Origin of the sequence: Roseinatronobacter thiooxidans (genome assembly GCF_001870675.1) — a bacterium.
GTDB lineage: Bacteria > Pseudomonadota > Alphaproteobacteria > Rhodobacterales > Rhodobacteraceae > Roseinatronobacter > Roseinatronobacter thiooxidans.
The window spans coordinates 1-17519 of sequence record NZ_MEHT01000028.1; the positions used below are offsets into that span (position 1 = coordinate 1).

A 17519-nucleotide genomic window follows, 5' to 3' on the forward strand; every position below is an offset into this window, starting at 1 on the left:
TGGTTGCGGGGACAGGATTTGGACACTATTTCACAAAAATGACCCGATATTGCGCCGCGCCGAAAAACCAGTTGCGCGCATGACGCAAGACGGGTTCAGCCATACAGATATGGTTGGCCCTGTTTTCTTCAAGCCGGATATTCCCCTCCCTTGACCCGCGAAAGCCCAAACTTTACCACGGCCTAATATCTCACGCATCGACGCCCCGCGCATCAGAGCGCGTTCGCAGGAGGGCCTGTCATGAATAAGGAAAACAAACGGCTGGATCGTCTCGACGCCCTGCTTCACGCCCTGCCCTTCGACACCATGCCCATGGCGCTGAGCGAGTTTGACGGGTACATCACCGGCCTCCTCGCCTGCCCCGAGATGATCCCGCCTTCCGAGTGGCTGCCCCATGTCTGGGGTGAAACTGGCGATGCGCAGTTTCCTGACCAAAAGACAGCCGAAAAAACCATCGGGGCCGTTATGGAACATTACAATTCCGTGGCCGGGGCCATGACCCGATCCCTGTGGTGTGAGCCGATCTATGAAGTCGACCCGAATAGTGACGAAACCCTGTGGGAGCCGTGGGTGGACGGGTTCACCCGCGCAATGCGGCTGCGACCCGACGCATGGGAGATGCTTCTTGATGGCGCCGATGAAGAAACCCGGGCCAGTATAATCTTCCTGATGGCACTGCAGGACATCAATCTCGGGCAAAGCAAGTTCACCGAGGACGAAATTGAAGAAATCGACCGTGAGGCGCCCGACCTGATCCCGAATTGTGTAGCCGCCATCCTGACGCAGTCGCGCCCCGAACTCAGCCAAACGGCTGCGGCAAACCTGCCGGGCAGCCCTTACGCTGCGCCGAAGAAACAAGGCCGCAACGATCCGTGCGCCTGCGGGTCGGGTCGGAAATACAAGATGTGTTGTGGCCAACACTGAAAGAGCCGTGCCCGTCCGACCGAAATACCTGTATCCCGAAATGTTGGGAAATCACGAGCGGTTCAGAAATCGCCAAAACCATGCAGCAGTTGAAACAGATGGTGCGGGGTGCGCAGCGACTGGTGAGAAGGGACGTTCAATGACCTTGTGCGACAGGGTAGCAGTTCCGCTTGCACATGTCAGAAATGCCGCCAGCGACATTCATGCTGGCCGCAGCATGAAAGCCCCCCGTCGCAGGTGCGGCAACGTGCCCGGCCCACAGCCGCCGGTCGGCCTCTCATGCGTCCCACACCGATGCGGACATTCAGGTAGCGCGCAGCATAATCTATCTCAAAGACCTGAACTTGCTGGTGCTTGTCCGGCTCACCGTTGACCTGGCGAGGCCAGATAAACGCGGGTCAAACGGTCGCAACCTCGCGCCCGTCTGCACGCCATTCTGGTAATCCGCCCTCAAGTCGTCGTGCATTCAGACCGTGCTTGCGCAAGGCCGCGACCGCCTGATGGGCGTAGATGCAGTAAGGGCCGCGGCAGTAGGCGACGATTTCAGCGTCGGTGTCGAAGCCCGACAAGAAGCGGTCCAAATCTGGCAGAGCTATATTCATTGCGCCGGGAATGTGGCCAAGCTCAAATTCATCTGCCGGGCGAATATCAAGGATCGTGACCGAGCCCTCGGTAATCCGCGCGGCCAGCGCGTCGCGGCTGATCGGCTCAGGGGCGTCCGCACCGTCAGACAGCCCGCGCAGAATTTTCTCGACCTGTGCAAGGTTACGTTCAGCCAGAACCCGAAGCAGATCCATCAGCGCGAGTGTTTTCTCGTCACTCAAGCTGTAGATCACGGATTTGCCGTCGCGGCGACTGGTGACCAGCCCTGCGCGGCGCAAAGTTTGCAAGTGCTGGGATGCATTGGCGATCGTCAGGCCGGTTTTGTCGGCCAACCCTTCTACCCCGCGCGCGCCTTGTGCGATTTGCTCCAATAACATCAGCCGCGCGGGCGCGGATACGGCACGCGCGACCAGTGCGTATTCATCCAGAAGGGCTGCTTTGGCGCTGATTGACATTACGCGGCTCCTGAGATTATATCATTCAAGTTATTTATTGAATGTTAGCAAGATTCGTCACAATCGCAACCCTGAAGGTGCCCTGCCCATGCTTGAAACCCTCCTCGCGCAAGAACCTTTGCTGCGGCTGTCGGCCTTTCTGTCGGTGCTTGTGGGCATGGCGCTGTGGGAGCTGGCCGCGCCGCGCAGGCGGCAGGAAATTCCGCGCGTGATCCGCTGGACGAATAATCTGGGCCTCGTGGTGCTGGACACGATCATTCTGCGGTTGAGTTTTCCTATCCTTGCGGTCGGGCTGGCGCTGATGGCCGAGGACCGCGGCTGGGGGCTGTTCAGCCTGTTTGACCTGCCGTTCTGGCTGATGGTGCTGGTCTCAATCATCGTGCTCGATCTGGTGATCTACCTGTCGCATGTGATGTTTCACGCCGTGCCTGCCCTGTGGCGGCTGCACCGGATGCACCATGCAGATCTGGAATTTGACGTCACCACCGGCCTGCGGTTTCACCCCATCGAGATTTTGCTGTCGATGGTGATCAAGCTGGCCGTGGTCGCCGCCCTTGGTGCGCCCGCTGTCGCAGTTCTGATCTTTGAAGTGATCCTGAATGCCACTGCGATGTTCAACCATGCCAATATTCGCCTGCCCAAGGGCGTGGATCGCGTCTTGCGCTGGGTTCTTGTGACCCCCGACATGCACCGCGTGCATCATTCGGTCGTACCGGTCGAGACGAACAGCAATTTTGGCTTCAACCTGCCATGGTGGGACAGGTTGCTGGGCACCTATCGTGCGCAACCCAAGGCCGGACACGAGGGCATGACCATAGGCATCGAGCAGTTCCGCACGCCGCGCGATCTGTGGCTGGACCGGATGCTGATCCAGCCCCTGCGCGGTCCGGCCAGTGGCGGGGCGCTGGATAGCGTGAGAGACAAGGAATGACCGCGCTTGCCTTGGGTATCCGCGAGAACCTGACCCAATTCTCGCACCAGCTGATTCAGGTGCTGCTGGTGGGCTTTGCCATTGGCATGATGCGCACAGTGGTCCCTGCACTGGCCGAAAGCGAGTTTGGCGTGGCACAGGGATCGTTCCTGTTGCTGACCGCTTTCGTCGTAGCCTTTGGCGTGGTCAAGGCCGTGATGAACTTCGTCGCCGGGCGCTTGTCGGAACGGATCGGGCGCAAGCAGGTGTTGCTCTGGGGCTGGATCATCGCGCTGCCCATTCCGGTGATGATCTGGGCCGCGCCCAACTGGGGCTGGATAGTCGCTGCGACAGTGCTTTTGGGCATCAATCAGGGGCTGTGCTGGTCGATGACGCAGACCGCAAAGCTGGACATTACGCGCGCCGACCAACGCGGGCTGACAATGGGTCTGAATGAGTTCTCGGGTTATGTGGGCGTGGCGCTGGCAGGGGTGATCACGGCTTATGCGGCCGAAGCCCTCGGCGCGCGGCTGGGGCTGTTGATTTTCGGGATGGTGGTGGTCGTCACTGCCCTCGTGCTGACAGTCGTCTGGGTCAAGGACACGCTGCCTTGGGCCAAGGCCGAGACCGCAGCCCACAAGCTGGCAGCGCCGAAATTCCTGCCGCGCTATCCAGCTGACGTAGCCGAGCACCCGAGCACGCGTGATGTCTTTGCGCTGATGAGTTGGCGCGACAAGCGGCTGGCGGCCCTATCCCAGGCGGGGCTGGTTGAGAAATTCGTCGACGCACTTGTCTGGGTCATCCTGCCGGTCTTTCTGCTGGCACAAGGGGCCAGTCTGACTGAAATGAGCTGGATCGTGGGCGTTTATGGTTTTGTCTGGGGTGGGTCGCAACTGTTTACGGGGCGATTGTCCGACCATGTGGGTCGGTTCTGGCCAAATGTTATGGGCATGTGGATTTGCGGCGCAGGCGTGGCGCTGATCCCGCTGGGGGATGGGGCGCTGTGGTGGTCGCTCTGGGCGGGGGTCGCCGGGTTCGGAATGGCGCTGCTCTATCCGAACCTTGGGGCCAGCGTGGCCGACATCACGCCACCTGCCTGGCGCGGCTCTGCCATCGGGATCTACCGCTTCTGGCGTGACCTTGGCTATGGCATCGGCGCGCTTGGCCTTGGACTGGCCGCCCATCTGTCCGGCGCGGTGGAGGCCGCTTTCTGGTTCGTCGCCCTGTCGATGTTTGCCTCAGGCGCAGTGCTGTTTTTCTGGGGCGAGGAAACCCACCCGCGCCTCAACCCTGCATCCGAAAAAGGAGCCATATCGTGAACCATCTGCTGATCCTGAACGATCCGCCCTATGGCACCGAGCGCAGTTTCAATGGACTGCGCATGGCGCATTCGCTGGCCAAGCACGACCCGGACGGCACCGTCACTGTGTTCCTGATGGCCGATGCTGTGCTTTGCGCCAAGGCCGGACAAAAGACACCGGACGGCTATTACAACTGCGAACGGATGTTGCGCCGTGTACTGACCGCCAGGGGCCGCATATTGATGTGCGGCACCTGCATGGATGCGCGCGGACTTGGCGCAGATGACATGATGGAGGGGCCGACCCGCTCCACCATGGATGAATTGGCACAGGTAACTCTGGCTGCCGACAAGGTGCTCGTGTTCTGAGCCACCAATCTGAAACCCCACAATCCGAAATGGAGGAAATCCCGGATGAACTTGAGAACCATAATTGCCGCCGCATCGCTCGGCATCGGGCTGGCCGTGACGCCCGTCCTGGCCGATGACGCGGTCATCGAGGGAATGCAGGATTACCTGATGTTTCAGGATTACGAGTCCGGGATCATTCTGCCCCAACAGATCGACCAGACGGTGTTTGAATCTGCCCTGCTCATCGACACGCGCGACGCGGAACAGTTCAATGAGGCGACCATCCCCGGCGCTGTTCATATCGAATGGCGCGAAGTGCTCGACCGGATCGACGAGATCCCGCAAGACCGGATGACGATCCTGTTTTGCAACACCGGCAGTCTGTCCGCGCAGGCAACATTCGCTTTGCGCGTGGCAGGGCGCAGCAATGTCGTTGTGATGCAGTCCGGATTTAACGGCTGGCAAACCGACGCAGCTTACAAACCATAGGTGCAAGCCCCACCCGAATGAACTTACGGGTGGGGATACTCACACATAAGCGGATAATGCCCTCTCACCCAATCGCAGCCATTATGCGTCGCGGCGGCGCGCAAGTTCACGGTAAAGCGCCTCACGCGTGATCCCAAGCTCTGCGGCCAGGTCCTGCCACTGGCCTTTTTCGGGCAGGCTGTTACCTTCGGCAAGCCAAGCCTCCAGCCGGTCGGCCACCTTTGGCAAGGTGCGAATTTCAGCGCGAAACCGGGCCGCCTGAACACTCTGTGCCAGATGTGCGGCCCAAAGTTGCGCCAGTTTCTGATCGCGCGCCAGTGCCGTTCGAAACGCGTGCCTTGGCATGGCGGCAACCGAGCTTGCCTGCGTTGCGACCGCATCACAGTGATATGCATCGGAATAGGCAGACGCCTCGGCCAGAGCCATGCCGGTCGTGGCGTTTTGCAGCACAAGGCATATTCCGCGCGATGTATGGCGCAAAAGCTGCACATGCCCAGAACGAACAAGATACATCTCACGCACCGCAGCGCCTGCGTGAAACAGGGCCTGCCCTTTCTCCAGTGTCAGAAGTCGGGCATCGGAAAAAAGGGTTTCAAGTGAGGCTGACATGATCATGATCATATGAATCCAAGGCGGCACATGCAATAAGCGGGCACACACAATCCAGAGGATATCGCCGATGAAACGGATCGCATTTCTAACCATACTCCTCTGGCCTGTTCCCATGTTCGCACAGGATCATGCAGCGCATTCGGCCTATGCCGGGCTTGAGACGCGCGAAATCAAGACGCTGTCGGACGCGGATCTTGAAGACCTGCGCCGCGGTGCGGGTTGGGGGTTGGCATTATCCGCCGAATTGAACGGTGTGCCGGGGCCCGCGCATCTGCTGGAACTGAAAGATCAGATCGGGCTGAGCACCGAACAAGTCACGGCCATCGAGGCAATATTCACCAGCATGCAGGCCGAAGCGCAGGCGGCAGGCGCGCGCTTCATTGAGGCAGAAGCCGCCATCGAGACGGCCTTCCGCAATGGCGGCCTGACACCCGAGACCCTTCGCACCCTGATCGACACATCCGCCGCATCCCGGTCCGAGTTGCGCTTTATCCATCTGGTGCGCCATCTGGAAACCCCAGATCTTCTGACAGCAGAGCAGATCGCACGCTACAATGAACTGCGTGGCTATAGTGTTGGCAGTGCGTGCGATGCTGTTCCAGAGGGCCATGACCCTGAGATGTGGCACCGACATAATGGATGTGACAACTGAGTAGGATACAAGGCGGCCACTGCGGATCGTTGTCGATCGTATGTTTTGAATCGGCTCGCTGCTTTTAGAAGCTTTTGCAGACTGAACTGTGCGATAACTGGAATGAACCCAGCGGCTGACCGCTTCTGCCAATTTCTGCAATTGCAATGCTGCAACCTCACAGTCGGAAATCCGCCCTGCACGTCGATCATGCTGCGAATGCTCCCAGATTTTGCGCGGTTACAGCGAACGGCAGATTTCCTCACCGCCCGTGCCGCCTCAACCCTTGCTAAAGGAGAGCTTGTACCACAATGCTATGATTTTGTTGTTCCACAATCGCTTCTGCTTGGCGATGCCGTAATACCAAGCCCGGCCATGCACCTTGCGCTTGCGGCCCACCTCGTCGATGTCGCTGTCTGCGCCAGTGATGCCTACGATTGGCGGCCAGATCGCAAAGCCGCGCGCGCGCCGCACCTCGACCTCGCGGAACATCGTATCGATGGGCATGGTGACTTTTCGGTAATGGTCGACGAAATTCTGCGCGCCATCACGCGACCACAGCAGCGCAGTAGCCACCATGGGGAAGTAATGGGCTTGCACGAGCTTGTGGGCATCCTTCAGATCAGTAAGCGGGGTGAAGATTTTCATGCGGTTGGGGCTGATATGGATGACATCCCAAGCATAGCCCTTGCACTCCAGCTTCTCTATCGCACGGTCTAGGATCAGCCGCATATCAGGATCAAGCATCGCGTCATCTTCGAGGATAAGACCATAGGGCCGGTCGCTGGCCAGAAACAGATCCAGCGCCGCCAGATGGCTGCGATAGCAACCATACTCTGCGCCGCGCAAAGGGCGGCCCAGATAGCGAAAAGCGGCATCGACATCGCAATCACCCAGAGATTGCAGATCCAGACCGCGCCCGTCAAAGGCGGGGATACGATACGATTCGGTTACACCGGCTTTGACCAGCTCAGCCTCGATCGAGCTCCGACGCTCGGTGCTGCTGTCCAGATTGATGTAGTACGTGGCATAGCTTCCAGATGTCATCGCGCGCTCGGGGTGAAATGGTCGTCACCGACAAGGTCGTTCTTTCGGCTTGCCCGGAGAGGAAAAGCCTATCCGTCTTTGAGCAGTAGTTAAATACAATATTGTCAGTCTGCATTCAAAAATGACCCAGCGTGATCATTTAAAAATGACCTACCTCAAGGGGAGCAAAGCCCACAGACGAGCGGCCCCCATATAGCAGGCTCGTCTGTGGGCTTTGCTTTTTCTGGTTCAGGATTTTGTCCGAGATTTGCTTTGGGCGAAACGGTAAGAAGTATTGCCGGTCTCGATGATGCTGCAGTGGTGGGTGACCCGATCAAGCAGCGCTGTGGTCATATTGGCATCGCCGAACACCGAAACCTGAGGGAAAAGCCCTCGTTGTGACAACGATCCTGACCTTTTTTCAGAGAAGGCTCGCGACAGTGGCCTGAGGGCCTGTCCATCACAGAGGCGTCCAGCCCTCGTAGCCGCAATGCAGAACCGAGCGCGAAACCAACAGACGCATCAGATCATCCCCGACCAAACCTGGACACCCCCGGCACCATGTTAGGCCCGATCACTCGTTTGTCACCACATCCACCAGATCATCCAACTGGCCCTTGATCCTTCGCCATTCCGGGATTTCCCGACCAAGCAACGCAAAGAATTCCGGACTGTGGTCATGGTGCTTGAGGTGTGCCATTTCATGCACCAGCACGTAATCGACACAGGGACGCGGGGCTTTGATCAAGTGCGGGTTCAGGATGATCTCGCCTTTCAGGGAGCAACTGCCCCATTGCTTTGTCATCTCGAGTAGCCGGAATGGGGGCCTTTCTTTCACCCAAGGCAAACTGACACTCAACTCGCCGATCCTGCGATCAAAGAAATCCCTTGCATGGACCCGATACCAAGCCCGCACAGCAGCCCGGACAGCTTCGCGGGAGATGTCCTTGCGGGTAACTTCCAGCCGGTTGCCCTTGAGCCGGACACGGGGTGACCCTGCATCTGATTGGTTGACCTTCAAAACATATCGGCGGCCCAGATACAAAACCTGCTCACCCGAGACATACTCCCGGGCGATCATGTGGCGCTGCCGGTCTTCTGCGGCGGCAACATGGGTTGCGATCCAGCGAGCCCGCTTGACGACGGCGGAATGAATTGATGGCCTGTCAGCCTCAGGTGGAGCCTCGACAATCACGCGGCCATCGGGTTCCACATGAATGGCAACCCGTTTGCTGCGATCAGGATCAACCTCAATCAGATAGGGGATGCGCCTGTCGCCATAAGTCAGAACACCCTGATCGCTCATGTGCCGGTCTTTGCTCGACCTGCCCGGACAATCCCGATGACAGTGGCCACCAAAGCCTGCGCTTGATCAAGGCCACCCAACACACGGAAAAACCGGGTCAGCAAGGCTTTGGTGATTTCGGCTTCAATATTTGCAGGGCTGAGGGAATGGGTGCGTATCGCAGCCTCGACCGCCGCATCGATTGCGAAAGCCTCGGCAACAATGGCATCTTCGCTCAGTTCAGGGCCGCCCTCGGATTTTCTGATCTCCAGAATTGCGCCGAAAAACGCTTGCGCATGTCGATTGTCCCCAAAGCGATCGGGAACGCCCGGGGTCTTCCTTGCAGCAATCTGGTCTTCGAGATCCTGCAGAAGGGTGAACTGTTTATGCGGGTGATCAAACAAGGCATCTGCTGCCGCGATGGCCTGTTTCAAAAGATCCGAGAAAACCTTTTGCGCATAGGGGTCATCCCCCAGATCCTGCTCGATTGTCTTGCGCATGCGGGTCTTGATCAGATCGGCCTCGGTTCGGGTTTTGTCATCGCTCCAGCTCTCTGGATCATCGTCACGGGTGCCCAGATCGCTCAGCAGGATCACCCCTTCCGAATCGACGATTTCCTGACCATTGACCTGACGATCAACCAGTCGGCGTATCTGATCTTCGTATTTCGAGAAGTCGATCGTTTCTTGCGCGTCCTGCCGTGCCTGTTGCCGGATCGCCGTGAAAAATGTCAGGTCTTTCTTGTAGGTCCGGATCTGCTGTTCTGAGAATGCGCCATCCTCAAAAAACGCCCGCGATGACAGCGCCAGCTTCAAACACATCCCGAACTCTGTCAGGGCCGCATAGAAATCTTCCCGGCGCTTCTGGTTTTCGTCATGGCTCAGCCCCGCCTCATCCTCGACAAGCTGGGGCATCAGAACGCGTCGGAATTGTTGGGTATCGCTTCGGTTCTTCACACCTTTGAAGATCGCCCAAAGCGCATCATGCAACCCCGGCAGGCGTTTGTATTCCATGGCGACATTGGTGACCGTCCCCACCAGATCACCCGCCTCGAACCCGCTTTCGGTCTCTGCGGCCAGGTCCTGATAATCCTGGATCGACACGTCCAGCTCGGCCAGAATACCCCTGTAATCCACCAGATAGCCGAATTTCTTGGCATCATGCAGGCGGTTCACCCGGGCGATGGCTTGCAGCAGGTTGTGGCTTTTCAGGTTCTTGTCGATGTAGAGAACCGCGTTGCTCGGCTCATCAAAGCCCGTCAGTAGTTTGTCGACCACGATCAGGATTTCTGGCTCTCCCGGCTCGGCGAAATTGGCAAGGATGCGCTTTTCATACCCCTCGGGGTCTGCCGCAACATTCGCGGTCCACCATTTCTGCAACTCGGGCACCCGTGTTTCATCGGTGTCGTCATGCCCTTCGCGGGTATCGGGGGCCGAAATGACAACCGCACTGGTGACCTTCCCGGTACGATCAAGGGCGGCCTTATACCGGATCGCGGACATCTTGCTGTCGGTGGCCAGTTGCGCCTTCAACCCATCGGGGGCCACATTGCGAGAGAAGTGATCGGCGATATCCTCGGCGATCAGCTCGATCCGGCGTTCCGCCTTATACACCTCGCCCCGGGTGGCGTATTTGCGTTTCAGGTCAGACTTCTGCGCCTCGGACAGATCGGCGGTGTGCTTTTCGAACCAGGCATCCACCGCCACCTCGTCAATCGACAGCTTGGGGCGGCGTTCCTCATAGATCAGCGGGGTGACTGCCCCATCCTCGACCGCCCGGGCCATCGTATAAGCATGCAGGATCGGCCCGAATTTGTTGCGGGTCTTGTCCTCTTTCAACAGGGGTGTCCCGGTGAACGCAATGAAGGCCGCATTTGGCAGGGCCATCCGCATCCGTTCGTGGTTTTCTCCGCCTTGGCTGCGATGCCCCTCATCCACCAGGACGATCAGCTTGTCGGACGTGTTCTTGCATTCCGGCAGCTTGGTGGCCGAGGTGAATTTTTGCAGCAGGGTAAAGATGATCCGCTCTTCCCCTTGCCCGATCCGCAGGGCCAGATCGCGGCCGGATTGCGCCCTTGACCGCTCGCCATCCACCTTTGACGCAATCTCGGACCCGAACGCCCCGCCTGACAGAAATGTCCCCGACAATTGCCGTTCCAGATCAACCCGGTCGGTCACGACAATCACGCGGCATCCGGCCAGTTCGGGGTCGATCAGCAAGGCCCGTGACAGGATCACCATCAGGTTCGATTTGCCCGATCCCGTGGTGTGCCAGATCACGCCGCCTTCCCGCGATCCATCGGGGCGGCGGCTGCGCACCTGGCCCAGGATCGCCTTGACGCCCTGCACCTGTTGATAGCGGGCGATGATCTTGCCCGCCTTGCCGTCGAAGAACACGAACCGCCGGGCCATATCCAGCAGGCGATCAGGGCGCAGCAACCCCACCAAGGCCCGGTCCTGATCGGTGACCAAAACGGGGGCGGACATCATCCGTTCAAACCCGCGCCGCGTGGCATAGGGGCGATCCTGGAAAATCGCATCGGCAAAGCCTGCGGCCATGGGGGTGTTTTTCAGGGCCGACAACTCCGCCTCGCTCACCTCTTCCTCGCGCCAGATCGACCAGAATTTCGCGGGCGTTCCCGTGGTGGCATAGCGGGCATCATGGCCGGAAATCGCCATGACCACCTGCGCAAAGGCGTAAAGCTCTTGGATGCCGTCAACCCGCTGGTTGCGCAGGTTCTGGCTGATTCCTTCCTCGACCGTGGGGCGCAGGGTGGCGAGGCTGACGGGGCGTTTCGCCTCGACCACCGCCAAGGGCAGGCCATTCACGAAACAGACCAGATCGGGGCGATAGGTGCCGGGGGTGCCCGCACGGTCCACCACCATTTCCTCGGTCACGTGAAAGCGGTTGGCGGGCACATTGGCCCAGTCGATCAGCGGCACGGTGACGGAATGGCGCTGGCCCTGCGTGATCAGGTTGACCGTCACCCCATGCACCAGATGCCGCCAGATGGTTTTTGCGGCCGCCTGCAAGCCTTCGGACAGCCCCGTCGCCCCAAGGGTCTGGATCACCTGCGCCACGCCCTCGGGCGGCAGGGGGTGGCGGGCGCCCTTGAAGTCGAACCGGAACGCCGCAAGGTAATCCCGCAACACAGGCGCCATGATGACCGCACGGGTTGATCCCCGCGCCACAAGGCAGTCACGGGGCGACAGGTAATCCCACCCGAGAACCCCCAGCATATGCAGGGCCGGAACCACGGCGGCGGCATCTTCGCGGGGGTCGGGGGTGTGGGTCATGGGGTTACCTTGGCAAATCGGAATGGCGTTTCAAAGGGGGATCGGATAATCTGGTGTCTGGATTGGGCTTTCCCCGGTCGGCAACTGGGTCTTGGGCTTTCCTCGAGGCCCTTTTGTTTGTCACACCGCCAGCCGTTTCTGGCCCGTGAGAAGCTGTTGCATCAGGGCTTTCTTTTCGGCTTGCAGGCGGGTGATCTGGGTTTCGAGGGTGGTGATTTCGGTTTCTGCGATTGAAATTACATCGGAAATTTGCCGTTGTTCACTCTCTGATGGAACGTTCAACTGTATGGAACGAAGCGTTTCACGCGAAAGGCTGGGCACACCTGACGCCTCATTGAATTTTTTGAGGTCAACTGACTGCAAAAAATTAAACAGAAAACCGATATCAAAGCCATTGTTTGCGGTGCAGTAGAATGTTGTATCAATTGCCCAAAATGGGCCATTAACAAATTTGGGTTTGTCAATCGTGCCTTTGCGCCCGATAACAATGCACGGCCCCGACGCCAAAGCCGTTTTGCTAAACCCGGTTTGCCCTCCAGTTCCAATAATCGGAACGTCTCCATTGTCGTCAGCTATCGCGATGGGTGATTTTCCATAATTGATTTCAAGAACATCCCCCAACCGCACCTCTTTCCAAGGCTGCCCTTCATACCCCGGGAAGCGGCGGGTGGGGGTTAGGAGGGTTTGCATGAGGGCGCGTTTTTGGGTGCGGGCGAGGTCAAGCTGTTTGCCCGCCACCTCGATCGCCCGATCCCAAACCCCCAAAACCTCGGCAATCCGCCTTTGCTCGGCAAGGGGTGGAAGTGTCACCCAATAATTTGACAGCGAACTACCTGGAAGTTGCGGAATGCCGCCGCTTTCGTTGTGAATTCTCAAAATATGATTCACATAGTCAGAAAGGAATCTTGCGCAAAAGCTTTCGTCCTTAGAGCGCAAGACAAGCAGGCGCCCGATCGCTCCGAACCCCCCCTCTTTATAGAAAGCTCTTCCCAGCCCGATACCCCTGCCGACAATTGTAAGTGCATCACCGTGATACTCTTGAAAGTCGTAGAAGCCATACAGGCCATTATTCTCAACTGTATTCGAAAACACTGGGAAAATATGACTTTGCGTAGCCAATTCTGAAAAATGATCTTCTCGCAGATCGCGACCCACAGAAATTTCCGCTATGTCGCCGATCTGAACATTCCGCCACCCCTCAGGCACCATAACCAAGCTCCCGCAGATATCCGGCCATGCGGGCCTCCAGTGCCTCCATCTCCTCTTTCAAGTCCATCCGCTCGGCCCGCACGGCCATCAGGTCAATCTGATCTTCGGCCTCGAATGTATCGACATACCTTGGGATATTCAGGTTGAAATCATTGCCCTCGATATCGGCCAAAGTGGCGAGATAGGCGTATTTGTCCACCGCCGCCCGCGCCCGGTAGGTGGCGGTGATGCGGTCCAGATTGGCGGGGGTCAGGGTGTTCTGGTTGGTGCCAGCCTCGAACTCTCGCGATGCATCGATGAAGATGACGGAATCATCGGTTTTGAACTTGCGAAACACCAGAATGGCGGCGGGAATGCCCGTGCCGAAAAACAGCTTTTCCGGCAGGCCGATCACGGCATCCAGCAGGTTTTCGCGGATCAGCGCCTCGCGGATGCGCCCCTCGGCCCCGCCGCGAAACAAAACGCCATGCGGCACCACCACCGCCATGCGACCCGTGCGGGGTTTGAGGGTTTCGATCATATGCAGGATGAAGGCATAATCGCCCTTGGTTTTCGGCGGCAGGCCCCGGCGAAACCGGCCAAAGCGGTCATTTTCCGCCGATTCCACGCCCCATTTTTCCAAGGAAAACGGCGGGTTGGCCACGACCACATCGAAATGGCGCAACAGGTCATCGCGGGTGCGCAGTTTGGGGTTGCGGATGGTGTCGCCCCATTCGACCTGATGGTTTTCCTCGGCATGCAGGAACAGGTTCATCTTGGCCAGCGCCCAGGTGGAGCCAATCGCCTCTTGCCCGAACAGGGCGTAGTGGCGGGAATTGTGCCGGTCGCGGATCTGGCGGGCGCATTTCATCAGCAGGGAGGCCGAGCCGCAGGTGGGATCGCAGATGTCATCGCCCGGTTGGGGATCGACCAGTTGCGCCATGAGGTCGGACACCTCGGCGGGGGTGTAGAATTCGCCCGCCTTCTTGCCCGCCGTGGCGGCAAAGCGGGAGATCAGGTATTCATAGGCCCCGCCGATGATGTCGAGGGTGCCGACCCGGCTGGGCCGCAGATCAAGGGCGGGTTTGGCGAAATCTTCCAGCAGGAAGCGCAGGATGTCGTTCTTCTGATCCTCGGCGCCCAATCGGGTGGAGTTGAAGCTGATATCCTGAAACACGTCGCGCAGTTTGGTGATGTTGGCCTCTTCAATAGCATGAAGGGCCTTGTCGATGCGTTCACCAAGGCCGGGTTCGTGGCGGCGTTTATACAGGTCGTCAAAGCTGGCACCCTTGGGCAGGACAAACGCCTCTTGCGCCATAAGGGCCGCGACCAGATCGGGGGCATCGGGGTGCTCGGCGGTGTAGCGGGTGTGGTGGTCTTTCCAGACGTCTGACAGGTATTTCAGGAACAGCATCGTCAGGACGTAATCCTTGTAGATGCTGGGATCGACCACGCCGCGAAAGGTGTCACAGGCCGCCCATGCGGCTTTGTTTATATCGGCTTGGGTGATCGGGGTCATTGATGCCTGTCCTGTCGGTTTTTGCATGTGATAGCAGAGCGATCGCCGGTTCGCTACGGGGTTAAGCCGAGATGGTGGCATGGCGGTCAGTATTGAGCGATTCTGGCAGGCTGTACTGATAGCGTAGAGGGGTCAGTACATAGCAGGAGTTCTGATCGCGTTTTCGACCAGGTTGGAATCCATGTCCACATGACCATCCTCGAGGAATAGGCAAAAGCGATCCTGTCGCCGGAGCATATAGGCGAGAGCCTTGCCCAGTTCGGACTTGCGCGACACCCGGCCGGCTTGGGTATTGAGCCAGGCAAAGAATTTATCAACCAGCGGGCGGGATTGATCCTGCCGGACAGCCTTACGCTGCGCGGGGGGCAAGCCACGGATTTCAGCCTCGATTTTATAGAGGGCTGCAATCCGCACCAGAGCTTCGTCAACGATTGGCGATCCTGCTTTCGGCTGGGCCTTGATCAAGGCGCGCCGCCCATGTGACCAGCAATAGGCCAGCTTCAAGGGTTTGCCACCCACCCGCTTTGGCGTGGCCAATGCGCTATAGCCACCATAGGCATCAACCTAGATTGTACCGTTGAAGCCGTTGAGGATTTCTTGCGCATATTCACCTTTTCTTCCGGGTCGATAGTGGAACACGACACCAGGTGGGGATGATCCGCTCCAGCCACGATCAGCTCGCAGAACAGCCCAGAAATACCCAGTCTTGGTTTTGCCACGGCCGGGATCGAGTACAGGCGCTGCTGTTTCATCGACATAAAGGCGCGTGCTGCCCTTGAGCAGCACCATCGCCATGTGATCGACCACAGGGGCAATCAGCGCGCCTGTACGTCCCATCCAATCTGACAGAACGGCCCGATCGATTGGGGCCCCATTGCGGGCCATGGCTATGGCTTGCCGGTTCAAAGGGTTGAAGTCACAGAATTTGGCCACAGTGATATGGGCCAGCAAGGCTTCGGTCGGCCAGCTGTTTTCCAGCAGATGCGCAGGGGCCTTTTTGAAAGCAGAAACGGGCACGGTCTGAAACCAGAAAACCGAATACGAACTGGGGTGACTGCCGATCGATCCGAGGCGTTCACCGCTGCGATATCTGGAGGTCTTCGCGATGAACGCCCCTCACCATCCGCTCTCAGTCAATCCGGAGAGTTCAATCGCCCCGAATTTGTCCCCGCTGCGACACGCTCAGACGGGCTCCTTTCTTGCCGAAAAAAATCTCTTGACGACGGCCGCCCTGCTACGGAAGACGGATACTTATGAGGGCGATATTCTCGGCAGCGGGGTGGTAAAACGCACGCTGACCAGCACCACCACCAGCGCGTTATACACCGCTGCGCATCAAACCATAGACTGGAGTGCGCCGCTCGGCCCCAGCGACACGCTGAGCATCCGCATCGCTCAACTCTCCGCCCTGATCGGGCACGGGGCTGAGCGAACCTTCACGCTCTTCTTCTGACGTCAACTAACGACGACTGTATTCCTAACCCTTCGGAATTCAGAGCTTCGAAAGCCAATGTCCGATACCACCAGCAATCTGCAGCTGCCCTAACAGGCTGCTGAAATAGTCCCGCCTCGACAACGATTTGAGAACATGATTCACCCTTCGCACGGCAGCGGCGGAGGTGAAGATGCGCGGGACGGACGAGACGAGTGGGTCACTGTTCAGCTATATTGATCTGGAAGAGCGCATCCCGGAGCGACACCCGCTGCGCAAGATCCGGCAGGTCGTGAATGACGCGCTGACCAGCCTCGATGCCGAGTTCGAGGCGCTTTACACTGATTTTGGTCGTCCCTCGATCCCGCCGGAGCGACTGATCCGGGCAAGCCTGCTGCAAATCCTGTTCTCGGTCCGATCCGAGCGGCAGCTGATGGAGCAGATGGACTACAACTTGATGTTCCGCTGGTTTGTCGGCCTCGGGATTGACGATCCGGTCTGGGTGCCCACTGTGTTCACCAAGAACCGCGACCGGCTGCTGAGCACTGAGATGTCGCGCAAGGTGATGGCGGCGATCCTTGCGCATCGTGAGGTCGCGCCGCTCTTGTCAGATGAGCACTTCTCGGTCGATGGCACGCTGGTGAAAGCCTGGGCGTCGATGAAGAGCTTTCAGCCCAAGGCCGATGCTGCCCCGCCTGACGATGAAGGGCCGGGCGATCCGCCCGCCTCCGATACCACACCCGACACCGCAGCTTCCAAGACCCCAGCCGAGACCGACCCGATGCCCCGCAACACCAAAGCCCACCGCAATGCCGAGGTCGATTTCAAGGGCGAGAAGCGCTCGAACGCCACCCATGCGTCCAAGACTGATCCTGATGCGCCGCTTTACAAGAAGTCCCCCGGCACCGGAGCGATGCTGTGTTTCATCGGGCATGCCCTGATGGAGAACCGCAACGGTTTGATCGTGCAGGGCGACCTGACAAAGGCTAACGGCCATGCCGAACGCAAGGCCGCGCTGGACATGATCCACCGCCATTCACCCGGATCGACCCGGCGGCTGACTCTGGGTGCGGACAAGGGCTATGACGCGGGAGAGTTCGTGCGCGACTTGCGACAGGCCTGTGTCACCCCGCATGTCGCGCAGAAATCGCGATATTCAGCGATCGATGGCCGAACCACCCGGCATGCGGGATATGCCCTGTCCCAAAAGCACCGGAAGAAGATCGAAGAGGCATTCGGCTGGGCGAAAACCGTCGGTGGCATGGCCCAGACCATGTATCGCGGTGTCGAACGCGTCCGGTCCCGGTTCATCCTGACAATGGCCGCAAACAATCTCGCCAGACTGCCCCGGTTGCTGACCGCATGACCCAGAAAACCCAACCAGGGCACATATGTCAAACACGCCGACAGACAGCGCCAGCGCGCGACACAGCCCAAATGAAGGGACAGAGTTCCGGCTCGGAGACTATTTCAGCAGCCTGCTCTCATGATCGCTGTC

The 17519-nt window shown here is 58.8% G+C and carries 15 protein-coding genes and 2 pseudogenes; 8 read left to right on the plus strand and 9 right to left on the minus strand.

The window, feature by feature from the left end; translation table 11 throughout:
• Positions 1-240 precede the first annotated feature (240 nt).
• On the plus strand, positions 241-924 hold the full coding sequence (locus BG455_RS11640) for a UPF0149 family protein (protein ID WP_071470185.1): 684 nt from the start codon (positions 241-243) through the stop codon (positions 922-924).
• A gap of 398 nt (positions 925-1322) precedes the next feature.
• On the opposite strand, the gene BG455_RS11645 is transcribed toward BG455_RS11640, so the two are convergent.
• Entirely contained in the window at positions 1323-1982 is a 660-nt protein-coding gene (locus BG455_RS11645) for an ArsR/SmtB family transcription factor (RefSeq protein ID WP_071470186.1), read from the minus strand.
• Positions 1983-2070: 88 nt separating this feature from the next.
• On the opposite strand from BG455_RS11645, the gene BG455_RS11650 reads away from it, so the two are divergent.
• The 4 genes from BG455_RS11650 to BG455_RS11665 are packed head-to-tail and all read left to right on the plus strand — an operon-like array spanning position 2071 to position 5032.
• Positions 2071-2913, plus strand: coding sequence for a sterol desaturase family protein (locus tag BG455_RS11650; protein ID WP_071470187.1), 843 nt, complete (start codon positions 2071-2073; stop codon positions 2911-2913).
• On the plus strand, positions 2910-4211 hold the full coding sequence (locus BG455_RS11655) for an MFS transporter (protein ID WP_071470188.1): 1302 nt from the start codon (positions 2910-2912) through the stop codon (positions 4209-4211). Before BG455_RS11650 ends, BG455_RS11655 begins: the two co-directional genes overlap by 4 nt.
• Entirely contained in the window at positions 4208-4561 is a 354-nt protein-coding gene (locus tag BG455_RS11660; protein ID WP_071470189.1) for a DsrE/DsrF/TusD sulfur relay family protein, read from the plus strand. The genes BG455_RS11655 and BG455_RS11660 overlap by 4 nt, the downstream gene beginning before the upstream one ends.
• Before the next feature lie 45 nt (positions 4562-4606).
• The gene (locus tag BG455_RS11665) at positions 4607-5032 is read left to right on the plus strand and encodes a rhodanese-like domain-containing protein (RefSeq protein WP_071470190.1); all 426 of its coding nucleotides are present in this window, start codon (positions 4607-4609) and stop codon (positions 5030-5032) included.
• Between the two features lie 81 nt (positions 5033-5113).
• Here BG455_RS11665 and BG455_RS11670 read toward each other — a convergent pair whose 3' ends face one another.
• Entirely contained in the window at positions 5114-5641 is a 528-nt protein-coding gene (locus BG455_RS11670; protein ID WP_170124812.1) for a Crp/Fnr family transcriptional regulator, read from the minus strand.
• A 70-nt stretch (positions 5642-5711) separates the two neighbouring features.
• Here BG455_RS11670 and BG455_RS11675 point away from each other — a divergent pair, with 70 nt between their 5' ends.
• A complete protein-coding gene (locus BG455_RS11675; protein WP_071470191.1) occupies positions 5712-6296 on the plus strand; it encodes a Spy/CpxP family protein refolding chaperone in 585 nt (194 codons plus the stop codon).
• Between the two features lie 258 nt (positions 6297-6554).
• Here BG455_RS11675 and BG455_RS11680 read toward each other — a convergent pair whose 3' ends face one another.
• The 7 genes and pseudogenes from BG455_RS11680 to tnpC all read right to left on the minus strand — a co-directional run.
• Entirely contained in the window at positions 6555-7322 is a 768-nt protein-coding gene (locus BG455_RS11680; RefSeq protein ID WP_071470192.1) for a glycosyltransferase family 25 protein, read from the minus strand.
• Positions 7323-7550: 228 nt separating this feature from the next.
• Positions 7551-7676: pseudogene (locus BG455_RS16950) on the minus strand (ATP-binding protein); the annotation flags it as partial.
• Between the two features lie 199 nt (positions 7677-7875).
• Entirely contained in the window at positions 7876-8607 is a 732-nt protein-coding gene (locus BG455_RS11685) for a M48 family metallopeptidase (protein WP_071470193.1), read from the minus strand.
• Positions 8604-11882, minus strand: coding sequence for a type I restriction endonuclease subunit R (locus BG455_RS11690; RefSeq protein WP_071470194.1), 3279 nt, complete (start codon positions 11880-11882; stop codon positions 8604-8606). The genes BG455_RS11685 and BG455_RS11690 overlap by 4 nt, the downstream gene beginning before the upstream one ends.
• Before the next feature lie 120 nt (positions 11883-12002).
• Positions 12003-13091, minus strand: coding sequence for a restriction endonuclease subunit S (locus BG455_RS16955; RefSeq protein WP_084386350.1), 1089 nt, complete (start codon positions 13089-13091; stop codon positions 12003-12005).
• Positions 13081-14589 carry a type I restriction-modification system subunit M gene (locus BG455_RS11700; RefSeq protein WP_071470195.1) on the minus strand — a complete coding sequence of 503 codons (1509 nt, stop codon included), beginning with the start codon at positions 14587-14589 and terminating at the stop codon, positions 13081-13083. Before BG455_RS11700 ends, BG455_RS16955 begins: the two co-directional genes overlap by 11 nt.
• A gap of 138 nt (positions 14590-14727) precedes the next feature.
• Positions 14728-15585, minus strand: a pseudogene (gene tnpC / locus BG455_RS11705) (IS66 family transposase); the annotation flags it as partial.
• A 109-nt stretch (positions 15586-15694) separates the two neighbouring features.
• Here tnpC and BG455_RS11710 point away from each other — a divergent pair.
• Together BG455_RS11710 and BG455_RS11715 are read left to right on the plus strand one after the other, a co-directional pair.
• Positions 15695-16042: a hypothetical protein gene (locus BG455_RS11710; RefSeq protein ID WP_111361453.1), complete on the plus strand. Its 348-nt coding sequence runs from the start codon at positions 15695-15697 to the stop codon at positions 16040-16042.
• 172 nt (positions 16043-16214) lie between these two features.
• The gene (locus tag BG455_RS11715; RefSeq protein ID WP_071470197.1) at positions 16215-17387 is read left to right on the plus strand and encodes an IS5 family transposase; all 1173 of its coding nucleotides are present in this window, start codon (positions 16215-16217) and stop codon (positions 17385-17387) included.
• Positions 17388-17519: the final 132 nt, after the last annotated feature.